We start from the raw sequence: 23502 nt of genomic DNA on the forward strand, positions 1-23502 counted from the left end.
GTGCGTAATTTACATGGGGCGACCAGCGTTTAGGGTCAAGTTTCGCTGCGCAGCGTAATCCCTAAATTATGGAAGAGACAAAGAAATGGAACCTATCCTCCTTTATGGCTTCCCGCTGGGAAGTTCGATGGGGCTCGTCGCTGCATTTGAACGCGTCGGACAGCCCTACCGCCTGAGTCGAGTCGACATGCTCACTGAAATGAAGAACGACGCCTATGCCAGCATCAACGGCCGTCAGGAAACGCCGGTGTTGATCACCGACGAAGGCAGGGTGCTCACCGAGACCATGGCGATTGCCGCTTGGCTCGAAGCCCGCGATACGCAACGTCGTATCAGCTTTGAGCCTCGCTCGCCGGAAGCCGACCGGATGCACCAGCTGATGGCTTTCGTGAACACCGGCTTCACCGCCGCTTTCACCCCGCTCTGGGCCGCATATGAAATGGAATCGGCCGAGCCGGTGCTGCTGGCAACCTTGCGTGACTTTGGCCGCAAGGTCGTTACCAACCGCCATGACCAGCTCGAGGCGATGATCCTCGACACGGATTTCCTGGTCGGCGACCGGCTGACGCTTGCCGATACCACGCTGATCGGCGTGGCGCGCTGGGCGGAGTTCCACAAGGCGGTCGACGGCGCAGCTTATCCCAAGCTGGCGGCGTTGCGCCGCCGGATCGAAAGCGATCCGGACGTGCGATTTGCGCAGGCCATCGAGGATGGTGAAAAGCCGGCCGGGTCAGGCGCTTGCCTCGGTCACGTGCGGCTGGCCGAGGTGATCGATCGCTTCGCGGCCTAATCTGTTCGTTCAGCCGCCCGGCGCGCCCTGGCGCCGGGTGGTGGCGACAAGCGCGCCGAGATCGGCTATCATAGCGCCGTTTTTGAAGTGGCAGCTGCGGGCGGCCATCCTGGCGGTGACCGCCCCGACACACGGGAGAAAGGTCATGGCCGGCTTTCATGTCATGGCGGACGCACGTGGAATGCATGTACAGCCCACGGTGCGCCGCATCAGCACCGAGGATCTGATCGATGCGCTCCGTCTCGGCGTAGAGGATTTCTGGGCAAAGCCGTCGCATTATGTGTTCCTGTGCCTGATCTATCCGGTGGTCGGCCTGATCCTGACGCAGTGGACGTCGGGCTCGAACGCCATCCAACTCATCTATCCGCTGATGTCCGGCTTCGCTTTGGTCGGTCCGTTCGCCGCTATCGGGCTTTACGAAATCAGCCGCCGGCGCGAGTTCGGCATGGATACATCCTGGTGGCATGCGCTCGACGTGCGCCACTCGCCGGCGCTGCCCGCGATTGCGGTCATCGGCATCATGCTGCTGGTACTGTTCCTGCTCTGGCTGTTCACCGCGCAATCGATCTACACCAGCCTGTACGGCAATCGGCCTCCGACCTCTATCGTCGGCTTTATTCGCGAGGTGCTGACGACCAGCAAGGGCTGGACACTGATCCTGCTCGGCAACCTGGCCGGGTTCGCCTTCGCCGCGATCGTGCTGGCGACGACTGTCGTCGCCTTTCCGCTGCTGCTCGACCGCGATGTCGGCGCGGTCTCGGCAGTCGAGACGTCGGCGCGCGCAGTTATGACAAACCCGCTGCAGATGGCGCTGTGGGGTCTGATGGTCGCCGTGCTCCTGGTCATCGGCTCGATCCCGCTATTTGCCGGGCTTGCCGTCGTCATGCCCGTCCTTGGCCACGCGACCTGGCATCTCTACCGCAGGGTGGTCGAACCGGAGCGGGCACAGCAGGTCAGGCGGCCGATGTAGGACCGATCAGCGTTGCGCGTCGGTTGCCATCTTGACGGCCAGCGCGGTCAGCACCGTGCCCATCATCCAGCGCTGGATCACCAGCCATAGCGGCCGCCCGGCGAGGAAGATGGCGATCGAGCCGGCCGTCACCGCGATGATGGCGTTGACGGTCAGGCTGATGGCGACCTGCGTGGCACCGAGCACCAGAAGCTGCGACAGCACGTGGCCCTTGCCGGGGCTGATGAACTGCGGCAGCAGCGACAGATAGAGCACTGCCACCTTCGGGTTGAGCAGGTTGGTCATCAGGCCCATGGCGAACAGCTTGCGCGGCCTGTCCTTAGGCAGTTCGCGGATCTGGAAGGGCGAGCGCCCGCCCGGCTTCACCGCTTGCCAGGCAAGCCACAGCAGATAGAGCGCGCCGGCAAGGCGCAGCACGTCATAGGCGAAGGGCACCGCGAGCAGCAGCGCTGTGATACCGAACGCCGCCGACAGCACGTAGAATAAAAAACCGAGCGCCACGCCGCCCAGCGAAATCAGCCCGGCCTTCGGCCCTTGCGACAGCGAGCGCGAGATCAGATAGATCATGTTCGGGCCGGGCGTCAGCACCATGCCGAGGCAGACCAGCGCGAAGGCGAGATGGTTGGCGGGTTCAGGCAAGAGCGTATCTCCGGATGGGGACACTCACCACATGCTTCCCCCACCCGCAAGGGCATGAGGGCAGGAGCCTTTGCGCCAGCGCGCTGCGCCCCTCTGCCTTTACGTCGCCAATCCCATCGCCTTCAGCCGACGATGCGTAGGTTCGACAATTCGTTGGCGATTTCCTTGAAATTGTCGGACAGCGTCGCGCCCGTCGCATTCCAGAACAGCTTGGCCGGCTTGCTCGGGTCGGCCGGATCCTTGCGGAAGCGCGAATCCGAGGAACACGCCTTCAGCGCATCGATCGCCTTCTTGTCGCCAGTATCTGTGGGCGACAGGTCGAGCGCCACCGTCATCACCAGAATGTTCGAATTCTTTGCATTGGCGCAGAGCGTTTTCATCTGCTCGTCGAGTGCTGCCGTGTAGTTGGCACCGGTATAGGTCGTCTTGCCGATATCGGTGCTGGTATTCATGAACAGGCGGGTCACGCTTCCAGATCCCGGATAGGTCAGGCCAGTGTAGCCGTAGGCGGCGTAGGTCGACCTGTTGTTGGCGTAGCTGCCGTCGCTGACGGCGCTATAGGTATTGGCTCCGTCGGTCAGCACCACGACCACCTTGTCGTTGCCCCTCTCGCTGTTCGGCCGGCCATCGGTGAACGGTGGGTTGCTCGATACCGTTCGCCAGCCCCAGGCAAGTCCCTCCGGTACGTTGGTGTTTCCGTTCGGCGCCATGGCGTCGATGGCATCCTTGATCTCCTGCTTCTCGGCGTCCTGGCTGACGTCCTTCAACGGCGTGATCGGGTTGGTGGTGCAGGAGGAATTCGGCCCATCACCCGCGGCTGCGGATTGCGAACCGTACGGTTTCACCAGGAAATATTTGCGCATGTCAGACTGTCGCTGCGAAGCGGTAGGACCGGCGACATAGGGCCAATCGGCCCACCAGTTGTTGCCGTAATTGTAAGACGTGCTGATGACGTCGTTGATGCCGTCACGGTTGAAATCGAGCCACAGAGTGCCAGCCTCATCCGGGGCGAACATCGGCACGAAAAGCGTGGCCGGCGCGGCTGTGTCGGGCGTGGTGTCGTCGACATTGTAGGGATATGGCCGTGCCTCGACGCAACCTTGCCAGCTCGCATAGCGGCTCGTCGTATAGATATATTCCGGTGCGCTCCAATGGCCGTACTGGCAGGTGCCGTTCTTCTTGTATGTGTCGCAGACATATTGCTTCGAATTGGGTACCTCTTCGCGGCCCGATTCGACCGTCATGTCGGCGTAGAGGCTGAAACGCGTCAGCGGCTGGTCCTTGGTCTCGCCCCAGCCGGTGCCGCGCTTGTACCAGATGCCATTGAGCTTCTCGGCATATTTGTCCGGATTGTTGGCGGCGCTCATCGTCGTCCAGTCGAAATCTTCATGCTGGATTGGGGAGATGCCGTCCTGATCCATCCAGCCGTCCTGGTCGTGGGTAGGGCCGATATTGACCGAGGCCGCAAACGGCACGAGCGAAAACTGAACCGGTTTGGTGATCTGCTTCATCTGCTGCGCCTGAAGCGCCAGCGTATCGACAAGCTGCTTTGCGGCCGACTTCAGCAGGTCTATTCGCTTCTCGCCGGTGCCGGAGCCGAGATCGCTCATCGAGCCCGAATTATCCAGCACAAGCGCGACTTCGAGGGTGTTCTTGAGGCGGAGTTCCGAACATTCGGTCAAGGTCGTGTCGCTTGCCGTGCCGCCGATCAGCAGGCTGGCGGCCGGGAGAAAATAGGGGTGGAAGGTGAGGCTGGCGCAGAGCTTCAAGGTGCCGCCGCCGGCATTGTTGTTGGGCAGCGTGACGGTCAGCGCTGTGTTCGCCGGGTCGATACGTGCGAGATTGGTTTCGAAAAATGTCTTGGCGTAGGCCTTGACGTCGTCGTCGCTGGCGCCGGCGACGATCTGCTGGGCGGCGGCGAGGCCGGCCGCATCAAGTGCGTTCAGCGTTTCGTGCTTTTGGCGCAGCAACTCCCCGTAATCGACACTGAGCGCCAGACCGGCCATCAGCGGCACAATGGTGATTGCAGTCATTAAGGAGTAGTTGCCACGTCTGTCGTGTCGGAATTTTCCGATTATTGCCTTCAGCATTCCCGCCCCCCTATTTTTCCCGGACGATGCCACGCATTTTTAAATTTCCGATTGCTAAAATACGTCCAAGGTCGGTACGGATTTTCAATCCCCGTTAACCACACGTCCGCAATCGGCAATGCCGCTCCGCGCTCTCCGCGGCAAAGTCGCTAAAAGCGGATAAGGCGCTGGAAAAGAAAAGCTTTCGCCATCACTTACCCGCCGGCGCCCCGGGCGGCAATCTTGCGGGCACAACGAAAGCTGGTGACAGAGCGAAGCGCTTCGGTTAATCCGGGCCGGCCGCTACGGACCGTCGGTCGCGGCGCTTGCAAGCATCATAGTACAGGGACAACGGCATGGCGGATTCGCCCGACATCATCGGTTCGCTCGCAGACCTGTCGGGAGCCTATTCAGCCATCCTGTGCGATGTCTGGGGCGTGGTGCACAATGGCGAATGGCATTTCCCCGCGGCTGCTGCCGCGCTGATCGCTGCTCGCGCGGCGAAAATACCTGTCGTGCTGATCACCAATTCGCCGCGTCGCAGCGCCGACGTGGTGGCGCAGATGAACGCCATCGGTGTTCCTTCCGCCGCCTACGATCGTGTCGTGACGTCCGGCGACGTGACCCGCGACCTGATCGCCGAAGGGCCGCGAAAGATCTTCCACATAGGCGCCGATCGAGATTTCACGCTCTATGATGGTCTCGACGTCGAGCTTGTCGAGGAGTTCGAAGCATCCGGCGTGGTCTGCACCGGCTTGTTCAATGACGAGGTGGAGAAGCCGGAAGATTATGCCGATCTTCTGCGGCGGCTGCGTGCCAGGAACCTGCCCTTCATCTGCGCCAATCCCGACATCGTGGTCGAGCGCGGCGAACGTATGATCTGGTGCGCAGGGGCTTTGGCCCGCGAATACGCGCAGCTTGGCGGGCGCACGCTGATCGCCGGGAAACCTTATGCGCCGGTCTATGAGGTCGCCATGAAAGAGATCGCCGTCATTCTCGGCCGCACGGTCGAGCGTTCGCAAGTTCTGGCCATCGGCGACGGCATGATGACCGACATCAAGGGCGCGGCCGACAATGGCTTCGACGTGCTCTACGTATCGGGCGGCATCCATGCCCGCGATTACGGTGAAGCGCTGCAGCCAGACCCGGCCAGGCTCGCGGCCTTTCTCGAAAAATACGGCTACAGGCCGGTCGCGGTGATTCCCAGACTGCAATAAGTTCAGGCCCAGACTGCAATAGGTTCAAGCCCAGACTGCAATAGGTTCAAGCTATGACGGCAATGTTCGAACGCATTTCCGCAACCGCACCGCTGCCGGCCCATCTGCGCGGCGGCGTGGTGGCGATCGGCAATTTCGACGGCGTCCACCGCGGCCACCAGGCGGTGCTCGAACGCGCGCGCGCCGAAGCGGAGCGTCGCGGCGTACCTGCCCTGGTGCTGACCTTCGTGCCGCATCCGCGAAAAGTGTTCAGGCCGGACATGCCGCTGTTCGTGCTGACGCCGCCGCCGATGAAGGCGCGGCTGCTGTCGCATCTGGGCTTTGCGGCGCTGGTCGAGCAGCCGTTCACACGCGAGTTCGCCTCCTTGTCGGCGGAGGCTTTCGTCACCGGCGTGCTCGAGCGCAACCTCGGCATAAGCCACGCCGTCACCGGCTTCGATTTCCATTTCGGCAAGGACCGCCAAGGCGGCCCGGCCTATCTGATGGCGGCCGGCGAGCGCCACGGCTTCGGCGTCACGCTGGTCGATGCCTTCCGCGACGAAAGCGCCGAGGTGGTGTCGTCGAGCCGCATTCGCACGCTGCTGTGCGAGGGCAATGTGGCCGAGGCCGCCGGCCTGCTCGGCTACCGTTTCACCGTCGAGGCGGAGGTGATCGGCGGCCAGCAGCTCGGCCGGACACTCGGCTTTCCGACCGCAAACATGAGGCTTTCGCCGGAAGCCACCCTGAAGGACGGAATTTATGCAGTCCGCTTCCGCCGCGCCGACGGCTCGCTTCATGATGGCGTCGCCAGCTTCGGCCGCCGGCCGACGGTCGACGACAATGGCGCACCATTGCTGGAGACTTTTGTGTTCGACTTTTCCGGCGACCTCTACGGCGAGATTTGTGCCGTGTCCTTTTTCGGCTACCTGCGTTCGGAGGTGAAGTTCGACGGGCTTGATGCGCTGGTCGCACAGATGAAGCGCGATGAGGCTGAGGCGAAGGCACTGCTCGCCGGCGTCAGGCCGCTTTCCGGGCTCGACGCGGCCATAGCTTTCTGAATCTACTTTTTCAGCGCCAAGCCGACGGCAATGAAGGTCCAGCCTTGGAAAATCAGGTCGACGGCCAGGAACAGGCCGAGCACCCACACGCTGTTGACCGGCCAGCCCATGGCGATGACCAGTCCCGCCAGCGCGCTGATGATGCCGGCCGCGACCACCCAGCCCCAGCCCGGCTGCGGCCGGTGGCTGTAGCCGACCCAGGCCCTGAGCACGCCTGAAGCAAGGAGTGCGACTGCCAGGAGGAAGGTTAGCACCGTCGAGGCGAGGACCGGATTGTCGAAGGCGAAGAAGCCGGCGACGGCGTAGAGGAGGCCGCTGAGCAGCCAATAGAAGAAGCGGCCCCATGTCTTCACGCCGAAGGCATGGATGATCTCGACAACGCCGGCCATCAGCATCAGCCAGCCCACGACAAAGACGGAGGCGACGGTTGCGATGAACAGATTGCCGAAAGCGATGCCGCCGAAGACAAGCAGCAGCACCCCAAGCGCGACGAACCATCCCCACTTCGCCCGCGTCTGGCCAATGGCGTCTTTCAAGGCGTCGCCGTGCAGTGTCATCACCCTTCTCCCTCAAGGTTGCCTAGCTTCTTTGTTCCGGAAGGTAGCGCCGATCGCCTTGCCCGTCCAGCGAGCAGGCTGCGAGCGCCACGCCCCGAGCGATCCGCTTGCCACACTTCCGCTTTGTCCCGAAGAGGCCAAATATCAGATGGAATATTCGACCATATGCGAGGGGAGTGCTAAAGATGACGAGTGGGTTTAGGGGCGACCCGCCGTCTCGTGTATTCGCCATGACGCAAGTGTAACGAAAAATCCCCAGCGCTGGCATTGGCCCTTTATCGATGACGTGCTGCTGCTGTACGCCGTTTTCTACGCTTGATGAGGCTAGGGAAGCAAAATGGGCGACGTGGACGAACACCTCGATCTGACGGAGATCAACGCCGTCCGCAGGTTGTTGACCTCAAAGCCACGAACGGTCCGCTGGGACGAACGCCGGGCACGGCTCGACGAGGTTGGTTCGGTGTGGCCGATTGCCGAGGACATCCGATGCGAGGATGTGGTTTTCGATGGCCTCGAGGGAGAGTGGTCCCTGGCGCCTGGGAGTGACAGGGATAAGGTTCTGCTGTTTTTCCACGGTGGTGGCTACTGCTCCGGCTCTCGTAAAAGTCATCGTCGAATGGTGACAGAGGCAGGTCGGGCAATGGGAATGCGCACTCTCGCGATCGACTATCGACGCGCACCGGAACATCCTTTCCCTGCGCAACATGAAGACGCACTCACCGCATGGCGCTTTCTGAGGCGGCAAGGGATCGCGCCGGATCGCATCGTGGTTGGCGGAGACAGTGCGGGCGGCAACCTGACCCTGTGCCTGGTCAGTATATTGCGCGCGGCAGGCGAGCCGTTGCCGCGATGTCTTTGGCTGGTTTCGCCCTGGACGGACCTTTCGATGTCCGGCGCGACACTATCAACCAAGGACGCAATCGACCCCATCATCCACCGGGCGTATTTGGAGGAACTGGCAACCGCCTATGTTCCCAATGGCGTTGGTCGGCGCGATCCCCTGATCTCGCCGTTGTTCGCCGATCTGAGCGGATTTCCCCCAATGCTTATACAAGTCGGTTCGGCCGAGACGCTGTTGTCGGACGCAACTCGGCTCGCGGAAGCCGCTGGCGCGACTGACGTCAAAGTACGTCTCGAAATTTGGCCGCATATGATTCACGCTTGGCCGGTTTGGAATGCGCGGTTGAGTGCCGGTCGCCGCGCTCTTCACAGCGCGGGCATGTTTGTCCACGAGTATTTATAACCCTTGCCGAGGCAACTGCTGGCGCATTCCAGACGTCTTGATCTGGGATCTTGGTGCGCCAATACGATTCGTTGCTATGCGGAAAACAGGGCCAACGCCGCCAATGTTACGGATATTAAGTCAAATTTTACCGAAATGGCGCCATGGCTCGGATGAAGGCTGGTTGTATCGGCCAATGCGTTCGACGTATGGAGTAACGATGCGGTCAGTCCCGACGATCCCGACGGTCTTGGCCGCATTCATGCTCGGCACCTGCGGCGTTGCCAAGGCCGGCGAGGGCACCTTCGGCTGGCTGTCCGGAGACTGGTACCTGACGGTCGGCGCCACCGGCATGGTCGCGCCGAATTTCGAGGGCGGCAAGAAGTACCTGCTCAGCGCCTCGCCGATCATCTCGCTCGGCAAGGCTGGTCCCGCGGCGCGCTTCAACTCGCGCAACGACAATATCTCATTGGCATTGATCGACGATGGCGGCGTCCGCGCCGGCCTGACAGGCAAGTTCCTGTTTTCCCGCGATGGTGGTGACGCCGACGAATTGAAGGGTCTCGACCCGGTGCGCTGGGGCGGCGAGGCTGGCGGCTTCTTCGAATTCTATCCTTTGGATTGGCTGCGTGCCCGCGCCGAATTGCGGCACGGCATTCGCGCCCATAACGGCTTTGTCGCCGACATCGCCGCCGACGCCTTTTACGATGTGACGCCCGACGTCAGGATTTCCGGCGGGCCGCGCGTTTCATTCGCCTCATCGGACTATTTCGACGCCTATTATGGCGTTGATGCCAAGGAGTCACTGGCCTCGGGGCTCAGCGAATATCATCCAGGCGGCGGGGTGAAATCTGCGGGCCTGGGCGGCGCGGTGACCTGGAAGGTGACCGAGCCGATGACGGCCAGTCTGTTCGGCGAATATTCCCGCCTGATGGGCCCGGCCGCCGATTCCAGCCTGGTCAAGGAGCGGGGCTCCAGGGATCAGTTCATGATCGGCGTGTCGACGACCTATCGCTTCGATTTCTCGATGTAAGCGGGCGGGTTGTGCACGACGGAGAGCCGCAAGGCTCAGACGACTATGCCGTAGCCGATCCGGTTGAGTTCCTCTTCCACAAGCGTGGCACCTGTTGCAGACTGAAGGAGATCGATGGGCGCGTCGTTGAGAACCCGACTTCGCTTACGCAGCCAGCGTTGCGCCTTTTCATGGTTGCCAAAAACGCGATTCGCCATCGTTGAAATGCGTTCAAGTCGCAAGGCGGACTCGGTAGTCGTCAGGGTCACATTCCGTCCTTCCAGCGCGCTAAACTGTGAAATGCAAACCGAAGATGCTGGTCTCTCGACGCCATCTACCGACAAACATAGGCGCAATTGGTGTACGCTCCTAGGGGAAGCATCAGAGTTCGGGCTTTTCAACATCGCCTGTCTCAGTTAAAAGCCCAGCCATGACGAGCTTTTCGCGCCTTCTCGCGACTGCGATACGAATTACAGGCCCGGTGTTCCGGGCGGCTTGACCGCCGCCGGAGCCGCCGGGAATCTTGCGCGCGGCCTCTCGCGCTTTTTCCAGATCATGATAGTTCAACGCCCGGGCTCTTTTGCCGACGGGCAACGCATATGGCAGACGAATGACTGATACCGAGACCGCCGAGACGATCGACTATTCCAAAACGCTCTACCTGCCGCAGACGGATTTTCCGATGCGCGCCGGTTTGCCGGAAAAGGAACCGCTGCTGGTCAAGCGCTGGCAGGATATGGACCTTTACCGCAAGCTGCGCGAAGACGCAGCCGGCCGCGAAAAATACGTGCTGCACGACGGCCCGCCCTATGCCAATGGCAACATTCATATCGGCCATGCGCTGAACAAGATCCTCAAGGACGTCATCACCCGCTCATTCCAGATGCGCGGCTATGACTCGAACTATGTACCCGGTTGGGATTGCCACGGCCTGCCGATTGAATGGAAGATCGAAGAGCAGTACCGCGCCAAGGGCAAGAACAAGGACGAGGTGCCGGTCAACGAGTTCCGGCAGGAATGCCGCGAGTTTGCGGCGCACTGGATCAAGGTGCAGGGTTCCGAATTCCAGCGCCTCGGCGTCGTCGGCGACTTCGACAATCCCTATACGACGATGGCTTTCCACGCCGAGGCGCGCATCGCCGGCGAGCTGCTGAAATTCGCCATGTCCGGCCAGCTCTATCGCGGCTCCAAGCCGGTGATGTGGAGTGTGGTCGAGCGCACCGCGCTGGCCGAGGCGGAGGTCGAATACCAGGACTATGAGTCGGACACGATCTGGGCGAAGTTTCCGGTCGTCAGCCTCGCTCGCCAGGTCATCAACATCGATGATGGGCAGCCAGCCCTGGATCCCAAGCTGACGCAGACGTCGCTCGATCTGCTTGATGCCAACGTCGTCATCTGGACCACGACGCCGTGGACCATCCCCGGCAACCGCGCCGTCAATTACTCGCCGCGCATCAACTATGGTCTCTACGAGGTCACGGCGGCCGAGAACGCCTTTGGCCCCCAGCCCGGCGAAAAGCTGATCTTTGCCGAGAAACTTGCAGACGACGCTGCCGCGAAGGCCAAGGTCACCCTGAATCGTCTTCGCAGCGTTGGCGCCGAAGAGCTTGAAAATCTTACGCTTTCGCATCCCCTCAAAAGTCTGGGTGGTGGCTACGAATTCCCTGTGCCGATGCTGGCCGGCGATCATGTCACCGACGATGCGGGCACCGGATTCGTCCACACCGCGCCGGGACACGGCCGAGAAGACTTCGACGCCTGGATGGATGCCGCCTCTGATCTTCGCCAGCGTGGCATCGACACCGCGATCCCCTTCACCGTCGACGATGCCGGCTTCTTCACCAAGGACGCGCCGGGCTTCGGCCCGGACCGCGAGGGTGGAGCGGCGCGCGTTATCGACGACGATGGCAAGAAGGGCAACGCCAACCAGGCCGTCATCGACGAGCTGATCAAGCGAAACGCGCTGTTCGCGCGCGGCCGGCTGAAGCACTCCTATCCGCATTCCTGGCGCTCGAAGAAGCCGATCATCTTCCGCAACACGCCGCAATGGTTCGTCTATATGGACAAGGAGCTTGGCGACGGCACGACGCTGCGCAGCCGCGCCCTGAAAGCCATCGACGATACCCGTTTCGTACCCGCCGCCGGCCAGAACCGCATCCGCGCCATGATCGAGGAGCGCCCTGACTGGGTGCTGTCGCGCCAGCGCGCCTGGGGCGTGCCGATCGCCGTCTTTGCCGATGCCGACGGCAATGTCCTGCGCGACGAGGCAGTCAACCAGCGCATCATGGACGCCTTCGAGAAGGAAGGTGCCGACGCCTGGTTCGCCGCCGGCGCCAAGGAGCGTTTCCTCGGCAATCACGATGCCTCGAAATGGCAGCAGGTGATGGACATCCTCGATGTCTGGTTCGATTCAGGCTCGACGCATGCCTTCACGCTTGAGGACCGGCCCGACCTGAAATGGCCGGCCGACGTCTATCTCGAAGGCTCCGATCAGCATCGCGGCTGGTTCCACTCCTCGCTGCTCGAAAGCTGCGGCACCAGGGGCAGGGCGCCCTACGAAACCGTCGTCACCCATGGCTTCACCATGGATGAGGAGGGGCGGAAAATGTCGAAGTCGCTCGGCAACACCGTCGTGCCGCAGGACGTCATCAAACAGTCCGGCGCCGACATCTTGCGGCTGTGGGTGGTGACGACCGATTATTGGGAAGACCAGCGGCTCGGCAAAAACGTGCTGCAGACCAACATCGACGCCTACCGCAAGCTGCGCAACACCATCCGCTGGATGCTGGGCACGCTCGCCCATGACGATGGCGAGGAGGTGCCGCTGGACAAGATGCCGGAGCTGGAGCGGCTGATGCTGCACCGGCTCGCCGAGCTCGATGAAGTCGTACGCTCGGGCTACGACGCCTTCGAATTCAAGCGCATCACCCGCGCGCTGCTCGACTTCATGGTGATCGAGCTGTCGGCCTTCTATTTCGATATCCGCAAGGATGCGCTCTACTGCGAAGCGCCTTCCAGCGTGAAGCGCAAGGCTTCCGTGCAGGTGGTGCGCCATCTCTTCGACTGTCTGGTGAAATGGCTGGCGCCGATGCTGCCTTTCACCATGGAAGAGGCTTGGCTCGACCGTCATCCGGATGTCGTCTCGGTGCATCTCGACCAGTTCCCGGAGATCCCGGCGGACTGGAAGGACGAGGCGCTGGCGGAGAAGTGGCGCAAGGTGCGGCAGGTCCGCCGTGTCGTCACCGGCGCGCTGGAGATCGCCCGCGCGCAGAAGGTCATCGGCTCTTCGCTGGAAGCGGTGCCGGTCGTCACTCTCGACGATGCCCTACTCGAAGCGGCGATCGCCGATGTCGACATGGCCGAGATGGCGATCACCAGCGATCTGGTTATCGCGCACGGCAAGGCGCCGGCGGGCGGCTTTACCCTCGACGATGTCAAAGGCGTCGCCGTGGTCGTCGAGAAGGCGGAGGACCGCGGCCTGGTGAAATGCGCACGCTCCTGGCGCTACACCGCCGATGTCGGCTCAGATCCGGAATTCCCGGATGTTTCGGCCCGTGACGCAGCTGTCCTGCATGAGCTGAAGGCTTTGAGCCGCCTTTAAGGCGGTGCACAATTGCCACGGCGGGCGGCCGATCGGCCCCCGTGCGTTGCCCTTAACGAGTGGTTGAGGTAAACACGCGAAACTCCGGACGACAAATTGTCGCCGGAATTCCGTCGGAAGAGCATAGGCGATGGGGGCCGGACCTTTCTTTGGCCGGCGGCAATCGAGAGGCTGTCTACAGTGGGACTTTTTGGCATGACCGAGAGAACTTACGCGCGCGTCGCGCTGCTGGCGCCGCTTGTCGTATCGAGCCTCGCCTTGTCCGGCTGCATGGGCTCGCCCACCTACGGGACCGACAAGACCGCGGGCGCGCAGCTTGCCGGCGACCTCACCGGGGCTTTTTCCTTCGCACCCAAACGCAAGGATAGTATCGACTACAAGCCGCGCCCCACGCTGGTGAAGCCAGGGCCGGGGCAGAAGGAAGTCTTGCCGCCGCCGCAGGAAAGCATCGAGACGGCGAGTGCCGAATGGCCCGAATCGCCGGAGCAGCGCCGTGCCCGCCTGCGCGCCGATGCCACCCTGCATCAGGACGACCCGGCCTACCAGGCGCAGGTCATCGATGACGTGCAGACGGATCCGGCGTCGGTCAAGGCCGCGCTGAAGCAGTCGGGCTCGAGCCACCCGCCAGCCTGGACTCCGGCCGATTCGGACAAGGACCGCGCCGCGGAAATCATGCGCCGCCGGGCTGAAGGCAAACAGGGCGACCCGACCACCCGCAGATATCTGAGCGAGCCGCCGGTGCAATACCGCGCTGCCGCCGACACTGCGCCGCAGGGTGACCTCGGCGAGGACGAGTACAAGAAGGAACGCCGCCTCAAAAGGGAGGCGGCCGCCAAGAGCAAGAGCAGCGGCATGTTCGACTGGCTGCCCTGGTAGACTGACGGCGCCAGAGACGTTCTGGCCTGGATTGGCTGAACTGGATTGGCTGACTTGGATTCGGTCCGTCTGCCGAACCAGGAAAATCAGGGTCCGCGTCGCTCGCGAAAAAAGTCCTTCAGCAATGCTGCTGCAGCGTTCTCGGCCATGCCAGGATAGATGTCGGGCACATGATGGCAGGTCGGTGACGTGAAGAAGCGAACGCCATTGACGACTGCGCCGCCCTTCTCGTCGGCGACGCCGAAATAGAGCCGGCGCAGCCTGGCGAAAGAGATGGCGCCGGCGCACATGGTGCACGGCTCCAGCGTCACATAGAGATCGTGGCCGCTGAGCCGCTCGCTGGAAAGCTTGCGGCAGGCCTCGCGGATCGCCAGCATCTCGGCATGGGCGGTCGGATCGGCGAACTCGCGGGTGCGGTTGCCGGCACTCGCAACGACCGTATCGCCGCCGACGACGACCGCGCCAACCGGCACCTCGCCACGCAGGGCGGCGGCTTCGGCTTCTTTCAGCGCCAGCGCCATGAAATCCTGCCGCCTCACGCGGTTTCCATTCCGATTATCTCCTCGCCACTAGAGCGCGATCCTGTTACTACCCGCGCAAACGAGCAAAGGCCACATGGACGACAAAAACAAGAAATTCCCGCGCAAGGCCGGCCCGAAACCGGCGGGGCCGCGTGGTCGCGATGGCGCTCCCGGCAAGGGTGGCAAGCCGTCCTTCGGCGTCAAAAAACCCTACACTCCGCGCGGCGATCGGCCGGCGGCGGCCGAAGGCGAACGGCCGAAACGCGACTTCAAGCCGAAGCGCGAAGGCGACCGGCCGTTCGGCAAAGGGCCGCGTCCGGAAGGCAAGCCTTATGAGAAGCGCGAAGGTCCACGCAAGCCTTATGCACCGCGCGGCGACCGGCCAGCAGCTGCCGAAGGCGAGCGGCCGAAGCGCGACTTCAAAGGCAGCGAGAGGCCATTCAGCAAAGGGCCGCGTCCGGAGGGCAAGCCTTATGAGAAGCGCGAAGGTCCGCGCAAGCCCTACGCGCCGCGCGGCGACCGGCCGGCCGCTGCCGAAGGCGAGCACGGCGAAAAGCGCTTCGACCGTCCCAAGCGTGACTTCGGGGATCGTCCTAAGCGTGATTTTGGCGGCGATCGGCCGCAAGGGGCACAAAGGGCACAGGCGGCATCGGAGGGCGGCTTCAAGCCGCGTCCGCGTCGCGTCGAGGCAACGGAAGAAGCCGGCGAACGCATTGCCAAGCGGCTGGCGCGTGCCGGCCTGGCCTCGCGCCGCGATGCCGAGGAACTGATCGCGGCCGGCCGCGTCAAGGTCAACGGCAGGGCGCTGACCTCGCCGGCCTTCAACGTGATGCCCGGCGACATCATCCATCTCGACGGCATGGAGATCCCGCCGATCGAGCGCACGCGGCTGTTCCTGTTCAACAAGCCGGCCGGCGTGGTCACCACCAACCGCGATCCCGAAGGCCGCAAGACCGTCTTCGACGTGCTGCCCCCCGGGCTGCCGCGGCTGATGACCATCGGCCGGCTCGACATCAACACCGAAGGGCTGCTGCTGCTCACCAATGATGGCGGCCTGTCGCGCGTGCTCGAACTGCCGGCGACCGGCTGGCTGCGGCGCTACCGCGTGCGCGTCCACGGCAAGGTCGAGGAAAGCGCGCTCGCGGGCCTGCGCGAAGGCATTGCCGTTGACGGTGTCTTTTATGGCGCCATCGAGGCGACGCTGGACCGCGAGCAGGGTTCGAATGCCTGGCTGACGCTCGGCCTGCGGGAAGGCAAGAACCGTGAGGTCAGGAACATCCTGGGCTCGCTCGGTCTCGACGTGACGCGGCTTATCCGCATTTCCTACGGGCCGTTCCAGCTCGACGATTTGCCGGAAGGCCATGTGTTGGAGATCAAGGGCCGCGTGCTGCGCGACCAGCTCGGCGAGCGCCTGGTCGAAGAGTCCGGTGCCAATTTCGACGCCGATATCGCCAAGCCGTTTTCCAACAAGCCGGTCAGGCGTGAGCGGGAGGAGGAGCCCGAGCGGCCGAAATTCACCCGTGACGGCGAACGCCGTCCGATCGGCGAGGGCGGCCTGATCAAGAACCGCAAGCGCCGCGAAGGCAGCCGCGACGAAGCGCTCGGCAAGCTGTCGACAAAACCGGAGAGGAGCTTTGGCGAGCGTGGCGCCAAACCTGAACGCGGCGACTTCGGGGACAAACCCCGTGGCGACAAGCCTCGTGGCGGCTTCGGCGGCAAGAAATCCGAACGCGAGCAGCGGCCGATCGAACCGCCGGGCCAGCGCAAGGCCAATGTCTGGATGGCGCCGGGGGCGCGGCCGATCGGCAAGGGCAGGGCGGAGGCAGACGCCGCCAAGGCGGCGGAAAACAAGGCGCGCAAGGCCGCTTTCAAGCCGTCTTATGGCAAGCCCGGCGGTGCAAAGCCGTTCGGCAAGCCTCGTGGCGAACGTTCGGATAGCGGTGGCGACCGGCCGCGTGGCGGCCCGAAAGGAAGCAATGCGGATCGTCGGCGGTGAGCTTCGCGGGCGTCCGCTGGCGACGCCCCGCACCTTTGCCATCCGCCCGACGACCGACCGCACGCGTGAGGCGGTCTTCAACGTGCTGGCGCATCGCTTTCCCGAAAAACTGAACGGCGCGCGCGTGCTCGACCTGTTCGCCGGCACCGGCGCGCTCGGCCTCGAAGCGCTGTCGCGCGGCGCTGCCTATGCTGTCTTCATCGAGGAATCCGCCGAAGGGCGCGGCCTGATCCGCACCAATGTCGAGGCTTTCGGCCTCACTGGGCGCACCAAGATATTCCGTCGCGACGCGACGGCCTTGGGCGAGGCGGGCACCATCGCTGCATTCGGCCTGGTCTTTGCCGATCCGCCCTATGGCAAGAGCCTTGGCGAACGCGCGTTGCGCTCGGCCAAGGCCGGCGGCTGGCTCGCCCCCGGCGCGCTCTGCGTAGTCGAGGAAGCGGCGGCGGCGCCGTTCGAGGCAGGGCCGGGCTTTTCGGTTGTCGACGAGCGCAACTATGGCGAGACGGTCATCCGCTTCATCGAGGTTGGGTGAGGCCCCGCAATTGGCGAGGAAGCCGCGCCTTCAAAATGACGAACAATTCGCTTTGCCTCGACCAGCAACCCCGCCTATCGTTCCACCCCAAACCGGAGCCATCTATGACATTTCAGGCTGAATGGCTGCGCGGAACGCTCTTGGGACTGGCCCTGGTGATGGCCGAGCCGGCTCTGGCGGACAACAATCCCGACGACGGCGCAGTGACGGATTTCTTGCTCGACAACGGCATGGAGGTCGTCGTCATCCCCGACCACCGCGCCCCGATCGTCACCCATATGGTCTGGTACAAGATCGGCAGCGCCGACGAGCCGCCGGGCAAATCCGGCATTGCCCATTTCTTCGAGCATTTGATGTTCAAGGCGACCAGCAACCATGCGGCCGGCGAGCTCGATCGCGCCGTCGCCGCCATCGGCGGCTCGGACAACGCCTTCACCTCCTACGACTACACCGCTTTTCATGAGACAGTGGTGCCGCAGGCGCTCGGTGAGATGATGGGCTTCGAGGCCGACCGCATGCGCAATCTCATCCTCAACGACGATGTCATCAAGACCGAGCGCGACGTCATCCTCGAGGAGCGCCGCTCGCGCATCGACTCCAATCCGCAGGCGGTGCTCGACGAGGAGATCGACGCCACGCTGTGGCAGAACCAGCCCTACCGCATCCCGGTCATCGGCTGGATGCAGGAGATGGAGAAGCTGAACCGCACCGACGCGATGGCCTTCTACAACAAATATTATACGCCCAATAACGCCGTGCTGGTGGTGGCCGGCGATGTTGAGCCGGAAACGGTCAAGACGCTGGCCGAAAAGACCTATGGCAAGATCGCGCGCGGCCCGGATCTGCCGCCGCGCATCCGCCCGATCGAGCCCGAGCAGAACACCAGGCGCACGGTGACGCTGACCGACGGGCGCGTCAGCGTGCCGAGCTTTACGACGCAGTGGGTGGTTCCGTCCTATCACACGGCAAAGCCCGGCGAAGCCGAAGCGCTCGACGTGCTGTCCGAAATCCTCGGCGGCGGCAACCGCAGCCGGCTCTACCAGGAGCTTGTCGTCAGGCAAGGGATAGCCGCCGCGGCCGGCGCCTTCTTCCAAGGCACCATGCTCGACGACAGCAATTTCACCGTCTATGGCGCGCCGCGCGGCGATGCCAAGCTTGCAGACGTCGAGGCCGCGGTAGACGTCGAGATCGCCCGCATCGCGAAAGACGGCGTCACCAGCGATGAGCTGGAAAAATCCAAGGACCGTTTCGTCCGCTCGATGATCTTTGCCCGCGACAAGCAGGAGGACATGGCCAACATCTACGGCTCGACGCTCGCCACCGGCGGCAACGTCCAGGACGTCCAGCAATGGCCCGACCGCATCCGCAAGGTCACCGCCGACCAGGTCAAGGCGGTCGCTGCCCGCTATCTCAATCTCGACCACGCAACGACCGGCTATCTTCTGCCGCAAACCCAGGCTGGGAATTGATTTGATGATGAACCAGCACGGTCCCGCTCTGCCTTCTCCCCCGGGCTCCTCCCCTTCTCCCCTTGTGGGAGAAGGTGGCCGAGCAAAGCTCGGTCGGATGAGGGGTGTTCCAGCTTGGCACCAACGGCACTCCGTCCAACACCCCTCAACCGTCTCGGCGCTTCGCGCCGATCCACCTTCTCCCACAAGGGGAGAAGGGAAGCACGCGCGCTCCGGCCCTCTTCTAGCGACCCTCATCCTCTCCCTCGTCTTCCTCATCCTGCCGGCGCTTTCGGCTCGTGCTGCCATGAACATCCAGGAGGTGACCTCGTCGAAGGGCATCACCGCCTGGCTGGTGGAGGATTATTCGGTGCCGATCGTCGCCATCCGCTTCGTCTTCGATGGCGGCGCGACGCAGGATCCGCCCGGTAAGGAAGGGCTTGCCAACCTGATGAGCGGTCTGTTCGACGAAGGCGCCGGCGACCTCGACAGCGAGGCCTTCCAGGTCAAGCTTGACGATGTCGGCGCCGAGATGAGCTTCGATGCGCAGCGCGACGGAATCTACGGCTCGATGCGCATGCTGGCCGAGCAGCGCGACGGCGCCTTCGACCTGCTGCGCGTGGCGGTCAACCAGCCGCGCTTCGACCAGGTGCCGATCGACCGCATCCGCGCGCAAATCCTGTCCGGCATCATCGCCAACGAGCGCGATCCCGATACGCTCGCCCAGCGCAAATGGCTGGACGCGATCTACGGCAGGCATCCCTATGCGCGGCCGGACCAGGGCACCAGGCAAAGCATCGCGACGATCACGCCGTCCGATCTCAGCGCTTTCCACAAGGCGAATTTCGCCCGCGACGGTCTGCATGTCGCGGTGGTCGGCGCCATCGACGCCGAGACGCTGAAGCAGAAGCTCGACCTGGTATTCGGCAGCCTGCCGGAAAAGCAGGCGCTTACGCCCGTTCCCGACATCGACCTGAAACTTGGCCAGCAGCTCGAGGTCGTTTACGACCAGCCGCAGGCCTCGCTGCAACTCGCCTATCCCGGCGTGAAGCGGAACGCGCCGGATTTCTTCGCCGCGGTGCTGATGAACGAGATCCTCGGTGGCGGCACTTTCACCTCGCGGCTGTTCGACGAGGTGCGCGAGAAGCGCGGCCTGGCCTATAGCGTCAGCTCCGACCTCGTCGACCACCAGCATTCCGAGGCGCTTTCCATCACCACCTCGACCCGCGCCGACAGGGCGGCCGAGACGCTGGCCGTGGTGCGCGACGTGGTCAAGCGCATGGCCGAGGAGGGGCCGACCGAAGCCGAGCTGGCGGCGACCAAGAAATACATGATCGGCGCCTATGCCATCAACAATCTGAATTCCTCCGGCGCGATCGCCGCAACGCTGGTCGAGATCCAGCTCGGCAAGCTCGGCATCGACTACATGCAGCGCCGCGCCGCGCTGATAAACGCGGTGACGCTGGACCAGGTCAAGGCAGCGGCGAAAAAGCTGCTCTCCGCCGAGCCGGCCGTCATGGTGGTCGGGCCGAAGCTGGGAAGCAAGGGATGAGCCGTTGCCCGCGTTTTCCAGGCGCTGGCGCCGCCCCGGTCGGCTCCCCCTTCTCCCCTTGTGGGAGAAGGTGTCGCCGAAGGCGACGGATGAGGGGTGTTCCAGCTTGGCATCGGCGGCACTCCGTCCAACACCCCTCATCCGTCTCGGCGCTACGCGCCGATCCACCTTCTCCCACAAGGGGAGAAGGAAAGACGCGCTACGGCCACAAACCGCCGGCAATCCGGATGACGGGGCATTTGCCCAATTTCGATAGCACCGCCGCATCGAGTGTCAGAAATGGGGGCTAGCAAAGGCTCCGCGGTCGGCCCTAGCTTCGGCATCGCCTTTGGCGGCGGCGGCGCGCGTGGGCTGGCGCATATCCACGTCATCGAGGTGCTGGACGAACTGGGCATAAGGCCGGCGGCAATCGCTGGCTCGTCGATCGGCGCCATCATGGGCGCCGGCATGGCCTCGGGCATGACCGGCAAGGACATTCACGACTATACGCGCTCGATCCTCGGCCGCCGCGCCGAAGTGGCGACGCGCATGTGGCGGGCGCGGCCCGGCACCTTTGCCGAAGCGTTGCAGGGCGGCTTGCGGGTCAGCCAGTTCAATGTCGAGCGCATCCTCAAGGCGTTCCTGCCCGATGCCATCCCCGAGACCTTCGCCGAACTCAAAATACCGCTGAAGGTGACGGCAACGGACTTTTATGGCCACAAGCTCGCGGTGCTCGACGAAGGCGAGCTGCATTCGGCGCTGGCCGCTTCGGCGGCGATCCCGGCGGTGTTCCGCCCGGTGATGCGCGACGGCAGGCTGCTGATCGACGGCGGCATCTACAATCCCGTGCCGTTCGATCTGATCGAGCTCGACGCCGACATCGTCATCGCCGTCGACGTGGTCGGCGCGCCGACCGAGGCCGGGCGCAAATTCCCGACCTCCGTCGACCTGATGTTCGGCGCCACGCAGCTGATGATGCAGTCGATCATCGCCAGTAAGCTGAACCAGAGCCGGCCCGACATCCTGATCCGGCCGGCGGTGTCGAAATACCGCGTGCTCGATTTCATGAAGGTCGAGGCGCTGATGGCCGAGACGGTGGCGATCAAGGACGAGCTGAAGCGCGAGATCGAAAGGGCGGTCGAGGCGCGGGCCAAGGCCGAAGCCAGCAAGCGCACCAACCGTCTCGGCGGATGACAGCCGTCAGGCGCCCGGCGTCAACGCCCGCTGGACCATGAGCGTATCCTTCGTAAGTGGTGCGGATCAGCTCGAGATTGGCGCCAATCTCAGCCCCACTTCATCTCGCCGGTGGCGACCTTGGAGCCGATGTCGAGCGCAACCCCCATGCCGAGGCCGGGGAAGCGGGCTTCCATGGCGCTCTTCAGCGCGGCAGCGTCCTTGGCCTTGGCCAGTTCTTCCTCGAAGGCGATGAGATAGGTTTTTGTGTGCTCGACGCCCGAAAGGTCGGTCGCCGCCCCAGGCGTCATGTGCCCAGGCACGACGATCGCCGGCTTGCGCGCCGCGATCTTTTCGAGGTTGGCCAGCCAGGCGGCGCGCAGTTCCCTGGTCGGGGTGTCGGCGGTCCAGACATGCACGCCGGCAAAGATCATCACCCCGCCGAACACCGCGTTCAGCGACGGCACGAACAGATAGCGCCGGTTGCCGAGGCCTTCCGCGGCGACGATCTCGATGCTCTCGCCGTCGACGCTGAGCGTCTTGCCGTCGAACGCTTCCGGGATGACGACGTCGGCCAGCGCCTGCGGGCCATTTTCCTTCAGCTGCGGCCCCCAGACGGCGAGCTTCTTTTCGACATTGCCGTTGATGGCGGCCACCGTCTCGGCTGCGGCGATCACCCGTGCCTGCGGGAACGTCTGCTTGATCCGCTTGAGGCCGAAATAATAGTCGGGGTCGGACTGGCTGACATAGATGGTGGTGAGCGTCTTGCCGGTCGCCTTGATCGCCTCGGCCACGGCCCGGCCGTCGGGGTAGGTGAAACCGGAATCGATCAGCACGGCTTCGGTGGCGCCGGAGACCAGCACCGGGGCGCGGAAGAAGCCGTTTTCGCCGGCGGGAAAATGCTTCCAGGAAAGCCCGCTGGCCGCATGGCCAAGCCCGGCGGGAGCAAAGACCGCGGCAGCGCCGGCGGCGAGGGTGGTTTTCATGATGCTTCTCCGTGTGAACATGGATGTCTCCTGGGAATGCGGAATTCGGCGGCCTCGATGCCGCAAGATGGCAAAAACGGAATGCATATTGAAGGCCGACAAAATAGACGTAATGTATGCTTTCGCCTGACAATGGGGCTGCATCTGCCATGAGCCACGCATGAACCTGAACCGGCTGGCCTATTTCGCGGCGGTGGTCGACGCCGGCTCGTTCACGCGGGCCGCCGAGCGGCTGGGCATCACCAAGGCGGTCGTCAGCCAACAGGTGGCGCGGCTGGAGCGCGATGTCGGAACGACGCTGCTGATCCGCACGACGCGCCGCGTCCATCCGACCGAGGCCGGCCGGACATTCCATGCCCGCTGCCTGCAGGTTCTGCAGCAGGCCGAGGATGCCTTCGACGAGCTCGCGCAGGCCGCCGCCGAGCCGACCGGCACGCTGCGCATCGCGGCGTCCAACGACTACGGCACGTCGGCGGTGGTGCCGGTGGTCGCCGCCTTCAGCGCGCGCTATCCCGCCTGCCGGGTGGAGCTGACGCTGGGCGACGAGACGATCGACCTGGTTTCCGGCCACATCGACGTGGCCATCCGCGTCGGCTGGCTGGCCGATTCCAGCCTGCAGGCGCGGCGCATCGGCACCTTCCAACAATTCATGGTGTGCGGCGCCGGGTTTGAAGGCCGGTTCACGGCCGGGGAACCGCAAGACCTTGCCGGGCTGCCCTTCATCGCCAACATGGCGCTGCGCGAACCGCTGCTATGGCAATTTTCGCGCGGCGACAACGAGCAGCAGGTCGTGCGCATGCAGGCAACGATCGCCATTGACGCGACGCCGGCAGTGCTGGCGGCCGTCCGCGCCGGCGCCGGCCTGTCGGTGCTGCCGGACTTTCTGGTGCGGGACGAGCTGGCCGCCGGGCGGCTGGTGCAGGTCCTGCCCGAGTGGCGGCTGCCCTCCGGCGGCATCTACACAGTCTACCCCGCCGCCCGCTTCCGCCCGCCCAAGGTGACGAGGTTTGTCGAGATGCTGATTGCGGCCGAGCAGAAGCTGGAGGCAGGCGGGCGGGGGCGCTGATGGGCGAAGCAGCGATCTCCCCCCAACGGCAGGGCTATCGCATAGGGGGCCCCCCTCATCCGGCCGCTTCGCGGCCACCTTCTCCCCGCTGGGGAGAAGAGGCTGGCGTTAACGCCGGCGACCTCCTCTCCCCTCGGGGAGAGGTCGGATTGCCCCGAATTGCCCTTCGCAATTCGGTTGGCAATCCGGGTGAGGGGGCCCTTGGCCCGATGCGATTGGTGCAGTTGAAACGAAGGCCGGCGTGGGTTCGCGCCCC

22 protein-coding genes are annotated in these 23502 nt (G+C 63.9%); 14 read left to right on the plus strand and 8 right to left on the minus strand.

Annotation, left to right across the window (positions count from 1 at the left end):
- Positions 1 to 85: 85 nt before the first annotated feature.
- Complete coding sequence (locus tag NKH37_RS27050) at positions 86 to 790, plus strand: glutathione S-transferase family protein (RefSeq protein WP_352856448.1); 705 nt, start codon at positions 86 to 88, stop codon at positions 788 to 790.
- 9 nt (positions 791 to 799) lie between these two features.
- Here NKH37_RS27050 and NKH37_RS27055 read toward each other — a convergent pair whose 3' ends face one another.
- Positions 800 to 937, minus strand: a complete 138-nt coding sequence (locus NKH37_RS27055; protein WP_352856446.1) for a hypothetical protein — start codon at positions 935 to 937, stop codon at positions 800 to 802.
- Between NKH37_RS27055 and NKH37_RS27060 the strand changes: the two genes are divergently transcribed.
- On the plus strand, positions 936 to 1760 hold the full coding sequence (locus NKH37_RS27060) for a DUF2189 domain-containing protein (RefSeq protein ID WP_352962305.1): 825 nt from the start codon (positions 936 to 938) through the stop codon (positions 1758 to 1760). The genes NKH37_RS27055 and NKH37_RS27060 overlap by 2 nt on opposite strands.
- A gap of 6 nt (positions 1761 to 1766) precedes the next feature.
- Here NKH37_RS27060 and NKH37_RS27065 read toward each other — a convergent pair whose 3' ends face one another.
- Entirely contained in the window at positions 1767 to 2399 is a 633-nt protein-coding gene (locus NKH37_RS27065; RefSeq protein WP_023674336.1) for a LysE family translocator, read from the minus strand.
- A 122-nt stretch (positions 2400 to 2521) separates the two neighbouring features.
- A complete protein-coding gene (locus NKH37_RS27070) occupies positions 2522 to 4489 on the minus strand; it encodes a pilus assembly protein TadG-related protein (protein ID WP_352909496.1) in 1968 nt (655 codons plus the stop codon).
- A gap of 335 nt (positions 4490 to 4824) precedes the next feature.
- Between NKH37_RS27070 and NKH37_RS27075 the strand changes: the two genes are divergently transcribed.
- Both NKH37_RS27075 and NKH37_RS27080 read left to right on the plus strand, forming a co-directional pair.
- Positions 4825 to 5685: a TIGR01459 family HAD-type hydrolase gene (locus tag NKH37_RS27075; RefSeq protein ID WP_352859359.1), complete on the plus strand. Its 861-nt coding sequence runs from the start codon at positions 4825 to 4827 to the stop codon at positions 5683 to 5685.
- 53 nt (positions 5686 to 5738) lie between these two features.
- Positions 5739 to 6722, plus strand: a complete 984-nt coding sequence (locus NKH37_RS27080; RefSeq protein WP_023717122.1) for a bifunctional riboflavin kinase/FAD synthetase — start codon at positions 5739 to 5741, stop codon at positions 6720 to 6722.
- Between the two features lie 2 nt (positions 6723 to 6724).
- On the opposite strand, the gene NKH37_RS27085 is transcribed toward NKH37_RS27080, so the two are convergent.
- Positions 6725 to 7279, minus strand: a complete 555-nt coding sequence (locus NKH37_RS27085; RefSeq protein ID WP_023717123.1) for an HdeD family acid-resistance protein — start codon at positions 7277 to 7279, stop codon at positions 6725 to 6727.
- 337 nt (positions 7280 to 7616) lie between these two features.
- Between NKH37_RS27085 and NKH37_RS27090 the strand changes: the two genes are divergently transcribed.
- Both NKH37_RS27090 and NKH37_RS27095 read left to right on the plus strand, forming a co-directional pair.
- The gene (locus NKH37_RS27090; protein WP_353006992.1) at positions 7617 to 8522 is read left to right on the plus strand and encodes an alpha/beta hydrolase; all 906 of its coding nucleotides are present in this window, start codon (positions 7617 to 7619) and stop codon (positions 8520 to 8522) included.
- A gap of 199 nt (positions 8523 to 8721) precedes the next feature.
- Complete coding sequence (locus tag NKH37_RS27095; protein WP_023717125.1) at positions 8722 to 9534, plus strand: MipA/OmpV family protein; 813 nt, start codon at positions 8722 to 8724, stop codon at positions 9532 to 9534.
- 35 nt (positions 9535 to 9569) lie between these two features.
- Here NKH37_RS27095 and NKH37_RS27100 read toward each other — a convergent pair whose 3' ends face one another.
- Both NKH37_RS27100 and NKH37_RS27105 read right to left on the minus strand, forming a co-directional pair.
- On the minus strand, positions 9570 to 9782 hold the full coding sequence (locus NKH37_RS27100; RefSeq protein WP_023717126.1) for an MbcA/ParS/Xre antitoxin family protein: 213 nt from the start codon (positions 9780 to 9782) through the stop codon (positions 9570 to 9572).
- A 112-nt stretch (positions 9783 to 9894) separates the two neighbouring features.
- The gene (locus NKH37_RS27105) at positions 9895 to 10080 is read right to left on the minus strand and encodes a hypothetical protein (RefSeq protein WP_023717127.1); all 186 of its coding nucleotides are present in this window, start codon (positions 10078 to 10080) and stop codon (positions 9895 to 9897) included.
- 43 nt (positions 10081 to 10123) lie between these two features.
- On the opposite strand from NKH37_RS27105, the gene ileS reads away from it, so the two are divergent.
- The gene (gene ileS / locus NKH37_RS27110; protein WP_353006995.1) at positions 10124 to 13114 is read left to right on the plus strand and encodes an isoleucine--tRNA ligase; all 2991 of its coding nucleotides are present in this window, start codon (positions 10124 to 10126) and stop codon (positions 13112 to 13114) included.
- Positions 13115 to 13309: 195 nt separating this feature from the next.
- Entirely contained in the window at positions 13310 to 13990 is a 681-nt protein-coding gene (locus NKH37_RS27115) for a hypothetical protein (protein ID WP_023717129.1), read from the plus strand.
- An 86-nt stretch (positions 13991 to 14076) separates the two neighbouring features.
- On the opposite strand, the gene NKH37_RS27120 is transcribed toward NKH37_RS27115, so the two are convergent.
- The gene (locus tag NKH37_RS27120) at positions 14077 to 14529 is read right to left on the minus strand and encodes a nucleoside deaminase (RefSeq protein ID WP_023717130.1); all 453 of its coding nucleotides are present in this window, start codon (positions 14527 to 14529) and stop codon (positions 14077 to 14079) included.
- 76 nt (positions 14530 to 14605) lie between these two features.
- Between NKH37_RS27120 and NKH37_RS27125 the strand changes: the two genes are divergently transcribed.
- The 5 genes from NKH37_RS27125 to NKH37_RS27145 all read left to right on the plus strand — a co-directional run bounded on the left by NKH37_RS27125 (position 14606) and on the right by NKH37_RS27145 (position 21215).
- Entirely contained in the window at positions 14606 to 16507 is a 1902-nt protein-coding gene (locus NKH37_RS27125) for a pseudouridine synthase (protein WP_353041828.1), read from the plus strand.
- Positions 16488 to 17042 carry a 16S rRNA (guanine(966)-N(2))-methyltransferase RsmD gene (gene rsmD / locus NKH37_RS27130; protein WP_023717132.1) on the plus strand — a complete coding sequence of 185 codons (555 nt, stop codon included), beginning with the start codon at positions 16488 to 16490 and terminating at the stop codon, positions 17040 to 17042. The genes NKH37_RS27125 and rsmD overlap by 20 nt, the downstream gene beginning before the upstream one ends.
- 104 nt (positions 17043 to 17146) lie before the next feature.
- Positions 17147 to 18511 (plus strand): M16 family metallopeptidase, encoded by a 1365-nt coding sequence (locus NKH37_RS27135; protein WP_023717133.1) that lies wholly within the window; start codon positions 17147 to 17149, stop codon positions 18509 to 18511.
- Positions 18512 to 18797: 286 nt separating this feature from the next.
- Complete coding sequence (locus tag NKH37_RS27140) at positions 18798 to 20042, plus strand: M16 family metallopeptidase (protein WP_036244232.1); 1245 nt, start codon at positions 18798 to 18800, stop codon at positions 20040 to 20042.
- Between the two features lie 279 nt (positions 20043 to 20321).
- On the plus strand, positions 20322 to 21215 hold the full coding sequence (locus NKH37_RS27145; protein WP_023717135.1) for a patatin-like phospholipase family protein: 894 nt from the start codon (positions 20322 to 20324) through the stop codon (positions 21213 to 21215).
- An 89-nt stretch (positions 21216 to 21304) separates the two neighbouring features.
- Here the strand turns inward: NKH37_RS27145 and NKH37_RS27150 are convergent, their stop codons facing one another.
- Positions 21305 to 22201: an MBL fold metallo-hydrolase gene (locus NKH37_RS27150; protein WP_031193462.1), complete on the minus strand. Its 897-nt coding sequence runs from the start codon at positions 22199 to 22201 to the stop codon at positions 21305 to 21307.
- A 139-nt stretch (positions 22202 to 22340) separates the two neighbouring features.
- On the opposite strand from NKH37_RS27150, the gene NKH37_RS27155 reads away from it, so the two are divergent.
- The gene (locus NKH37_RS27155) at positions 22341 to 23246 is read left to right on the plus strand and encodes a LysR family transcriptional regulator (RefSeq protein ID WP_352495531.1); all 906 of its coding nucleotides are present in this window, start codon (positions 22341 to 22343) and stop codon (positions 23244 to 23246) included.
- Positions 23247 to 23502 lie beyond the last annotated feature (256 nt).

The sequence above is a fragment of the Mesorhizobium sp. M1217 genome, from assembly GCF_040318275.1.
Classification (GTDB): domain Bacteria; phylum Pseudomonadota; class Alphaproteobacteria; order Rhizobiales; family Rhizobiaceae; genus Mesorhizobium.

Bases quoted from the DNA above. Each gene is read 5' to 3' on its own strand.
- rsmD (WP_023717132.1), top strand. From the start codon at position 16,488: ATGCGGATCGTCGGCGGTGAGCTTCGCGGGCGTCCGCTGGCGACGCCC.
- NKH37_RS27080 (WP_023717122.1), top strand. From the start codon at position 5,739: ATGACGGCAATGTTCGAACGCATTTCCGCAACCGCACCGCTGCCGGCC.
- NKH37_RS27075 (WP_352859359.1), top strand. From the start codon at position 4,825: ATGGCGGATTCGCCCGACATCATCGGTTCGCTCGCAGACCTGTCGGGA.
- NKH37_RS27125 (WP_353041828.1), top strand. From the start codon at position 14,606: ATGGACGACAAAAACAAGAAATTCCCGCGCAAGGCCGGCCCGAAACCG.
- NKH37_RS27095 (WP_023717125.1), top strand. From the start codon at position 8,722: ATGCGGTCAGTCCCGACGATCCCGACGGTCTTGGCCGCATTCATGCTC.
- NKH37_RS27070 (WP_352909496.1), bottom strand. From the start codon at position 4,489: ATGCTGAAGGCAATAATCGGAAAATTCCGACACGACAGACGTGGCAAC.
- ileS (WP_353006995.1), top strand. From the start codon at position 10,124: ATGACTGATACCGAGACCGCCGAGACGATCGACTATTCCAAAACGCTC.
- NKH37_RS27055 (WP_352856446.1), bottom strand. From the start codon at position 937: ATGACCTTTCTCCCGTGTGTCGGGGCGGTCACCGCCAGGATGGCCGCC.
- NKH37_RS27150 (WP_031193462.1), bottom strand. From the start codon at position 22,201: ATGTTCACACGGAGAAGCATCATGAAAACCACCCTCGCCGCCGGCGCT.
- NKH37_RS27050 (WP_352856448.1), top strand. From the start codon at position 86: ATGGAACCTATCCTCCTTTATGGCTTCCCGCTGGGAAGTTCGATGGGG.
- NKH37_RS27060 (WP_352962305.1), top strand. From the start codon at position 936: ATGGCCGGCTTTCATGTCATGGCGGACGCACGTGGAATGCATGTACAG.
- NKH37_RS27155 (WP_352495531.1), top strand. From the start codon at position 22,341: ATGAACCTGAACCGGCTGGCCTATTTCGCGGCGGTGGTCGACGCCGGC.
- NKH37_RS27140 (WP_036244232.1), top strand. From the start codon at position 18,798: ATGAACATCCAGGAGGTGACCTCGTCGAAGGGCATCACCGCCTGGCTG.
- NKH37_RS27115 (WP_023717129.1), top strand. From the start codon at position 13,310: ATGACCGAGAGAACTTACGCGCGCGTCGCGCTGCTGGCGCCGCTTGTC.
- NKH37_RS27135 (WP_023717133.1), top strand. From the start codon at position 17,147: ATGACATTTCAGGCTGAATGGCTGCGCGGAACGCTCTTGGGACTGGCC.
- NKH37_RS27145 (WP_023717135.1), top strand. From the start codon at position 20,322: ATGGGGGCTAGCAAAGGCTCCGCGGTCGGCCCTAGCTTCGGCATCGCC.
- NKH37_RS27085 (WP_023717123.1), bottom strand. From the start codon at position 7,279: ATGACACTGCACGGCGACGCCTTGAAAGACGCCATTGGCCAGACGCGG.
- NKH37_RS27090 (WP_353006992.1), top strand. From the start codon at position 7,617: ATGGGCGACGTGGACGAACACCTCGATCTGACGGAGATCAACGCCGTC.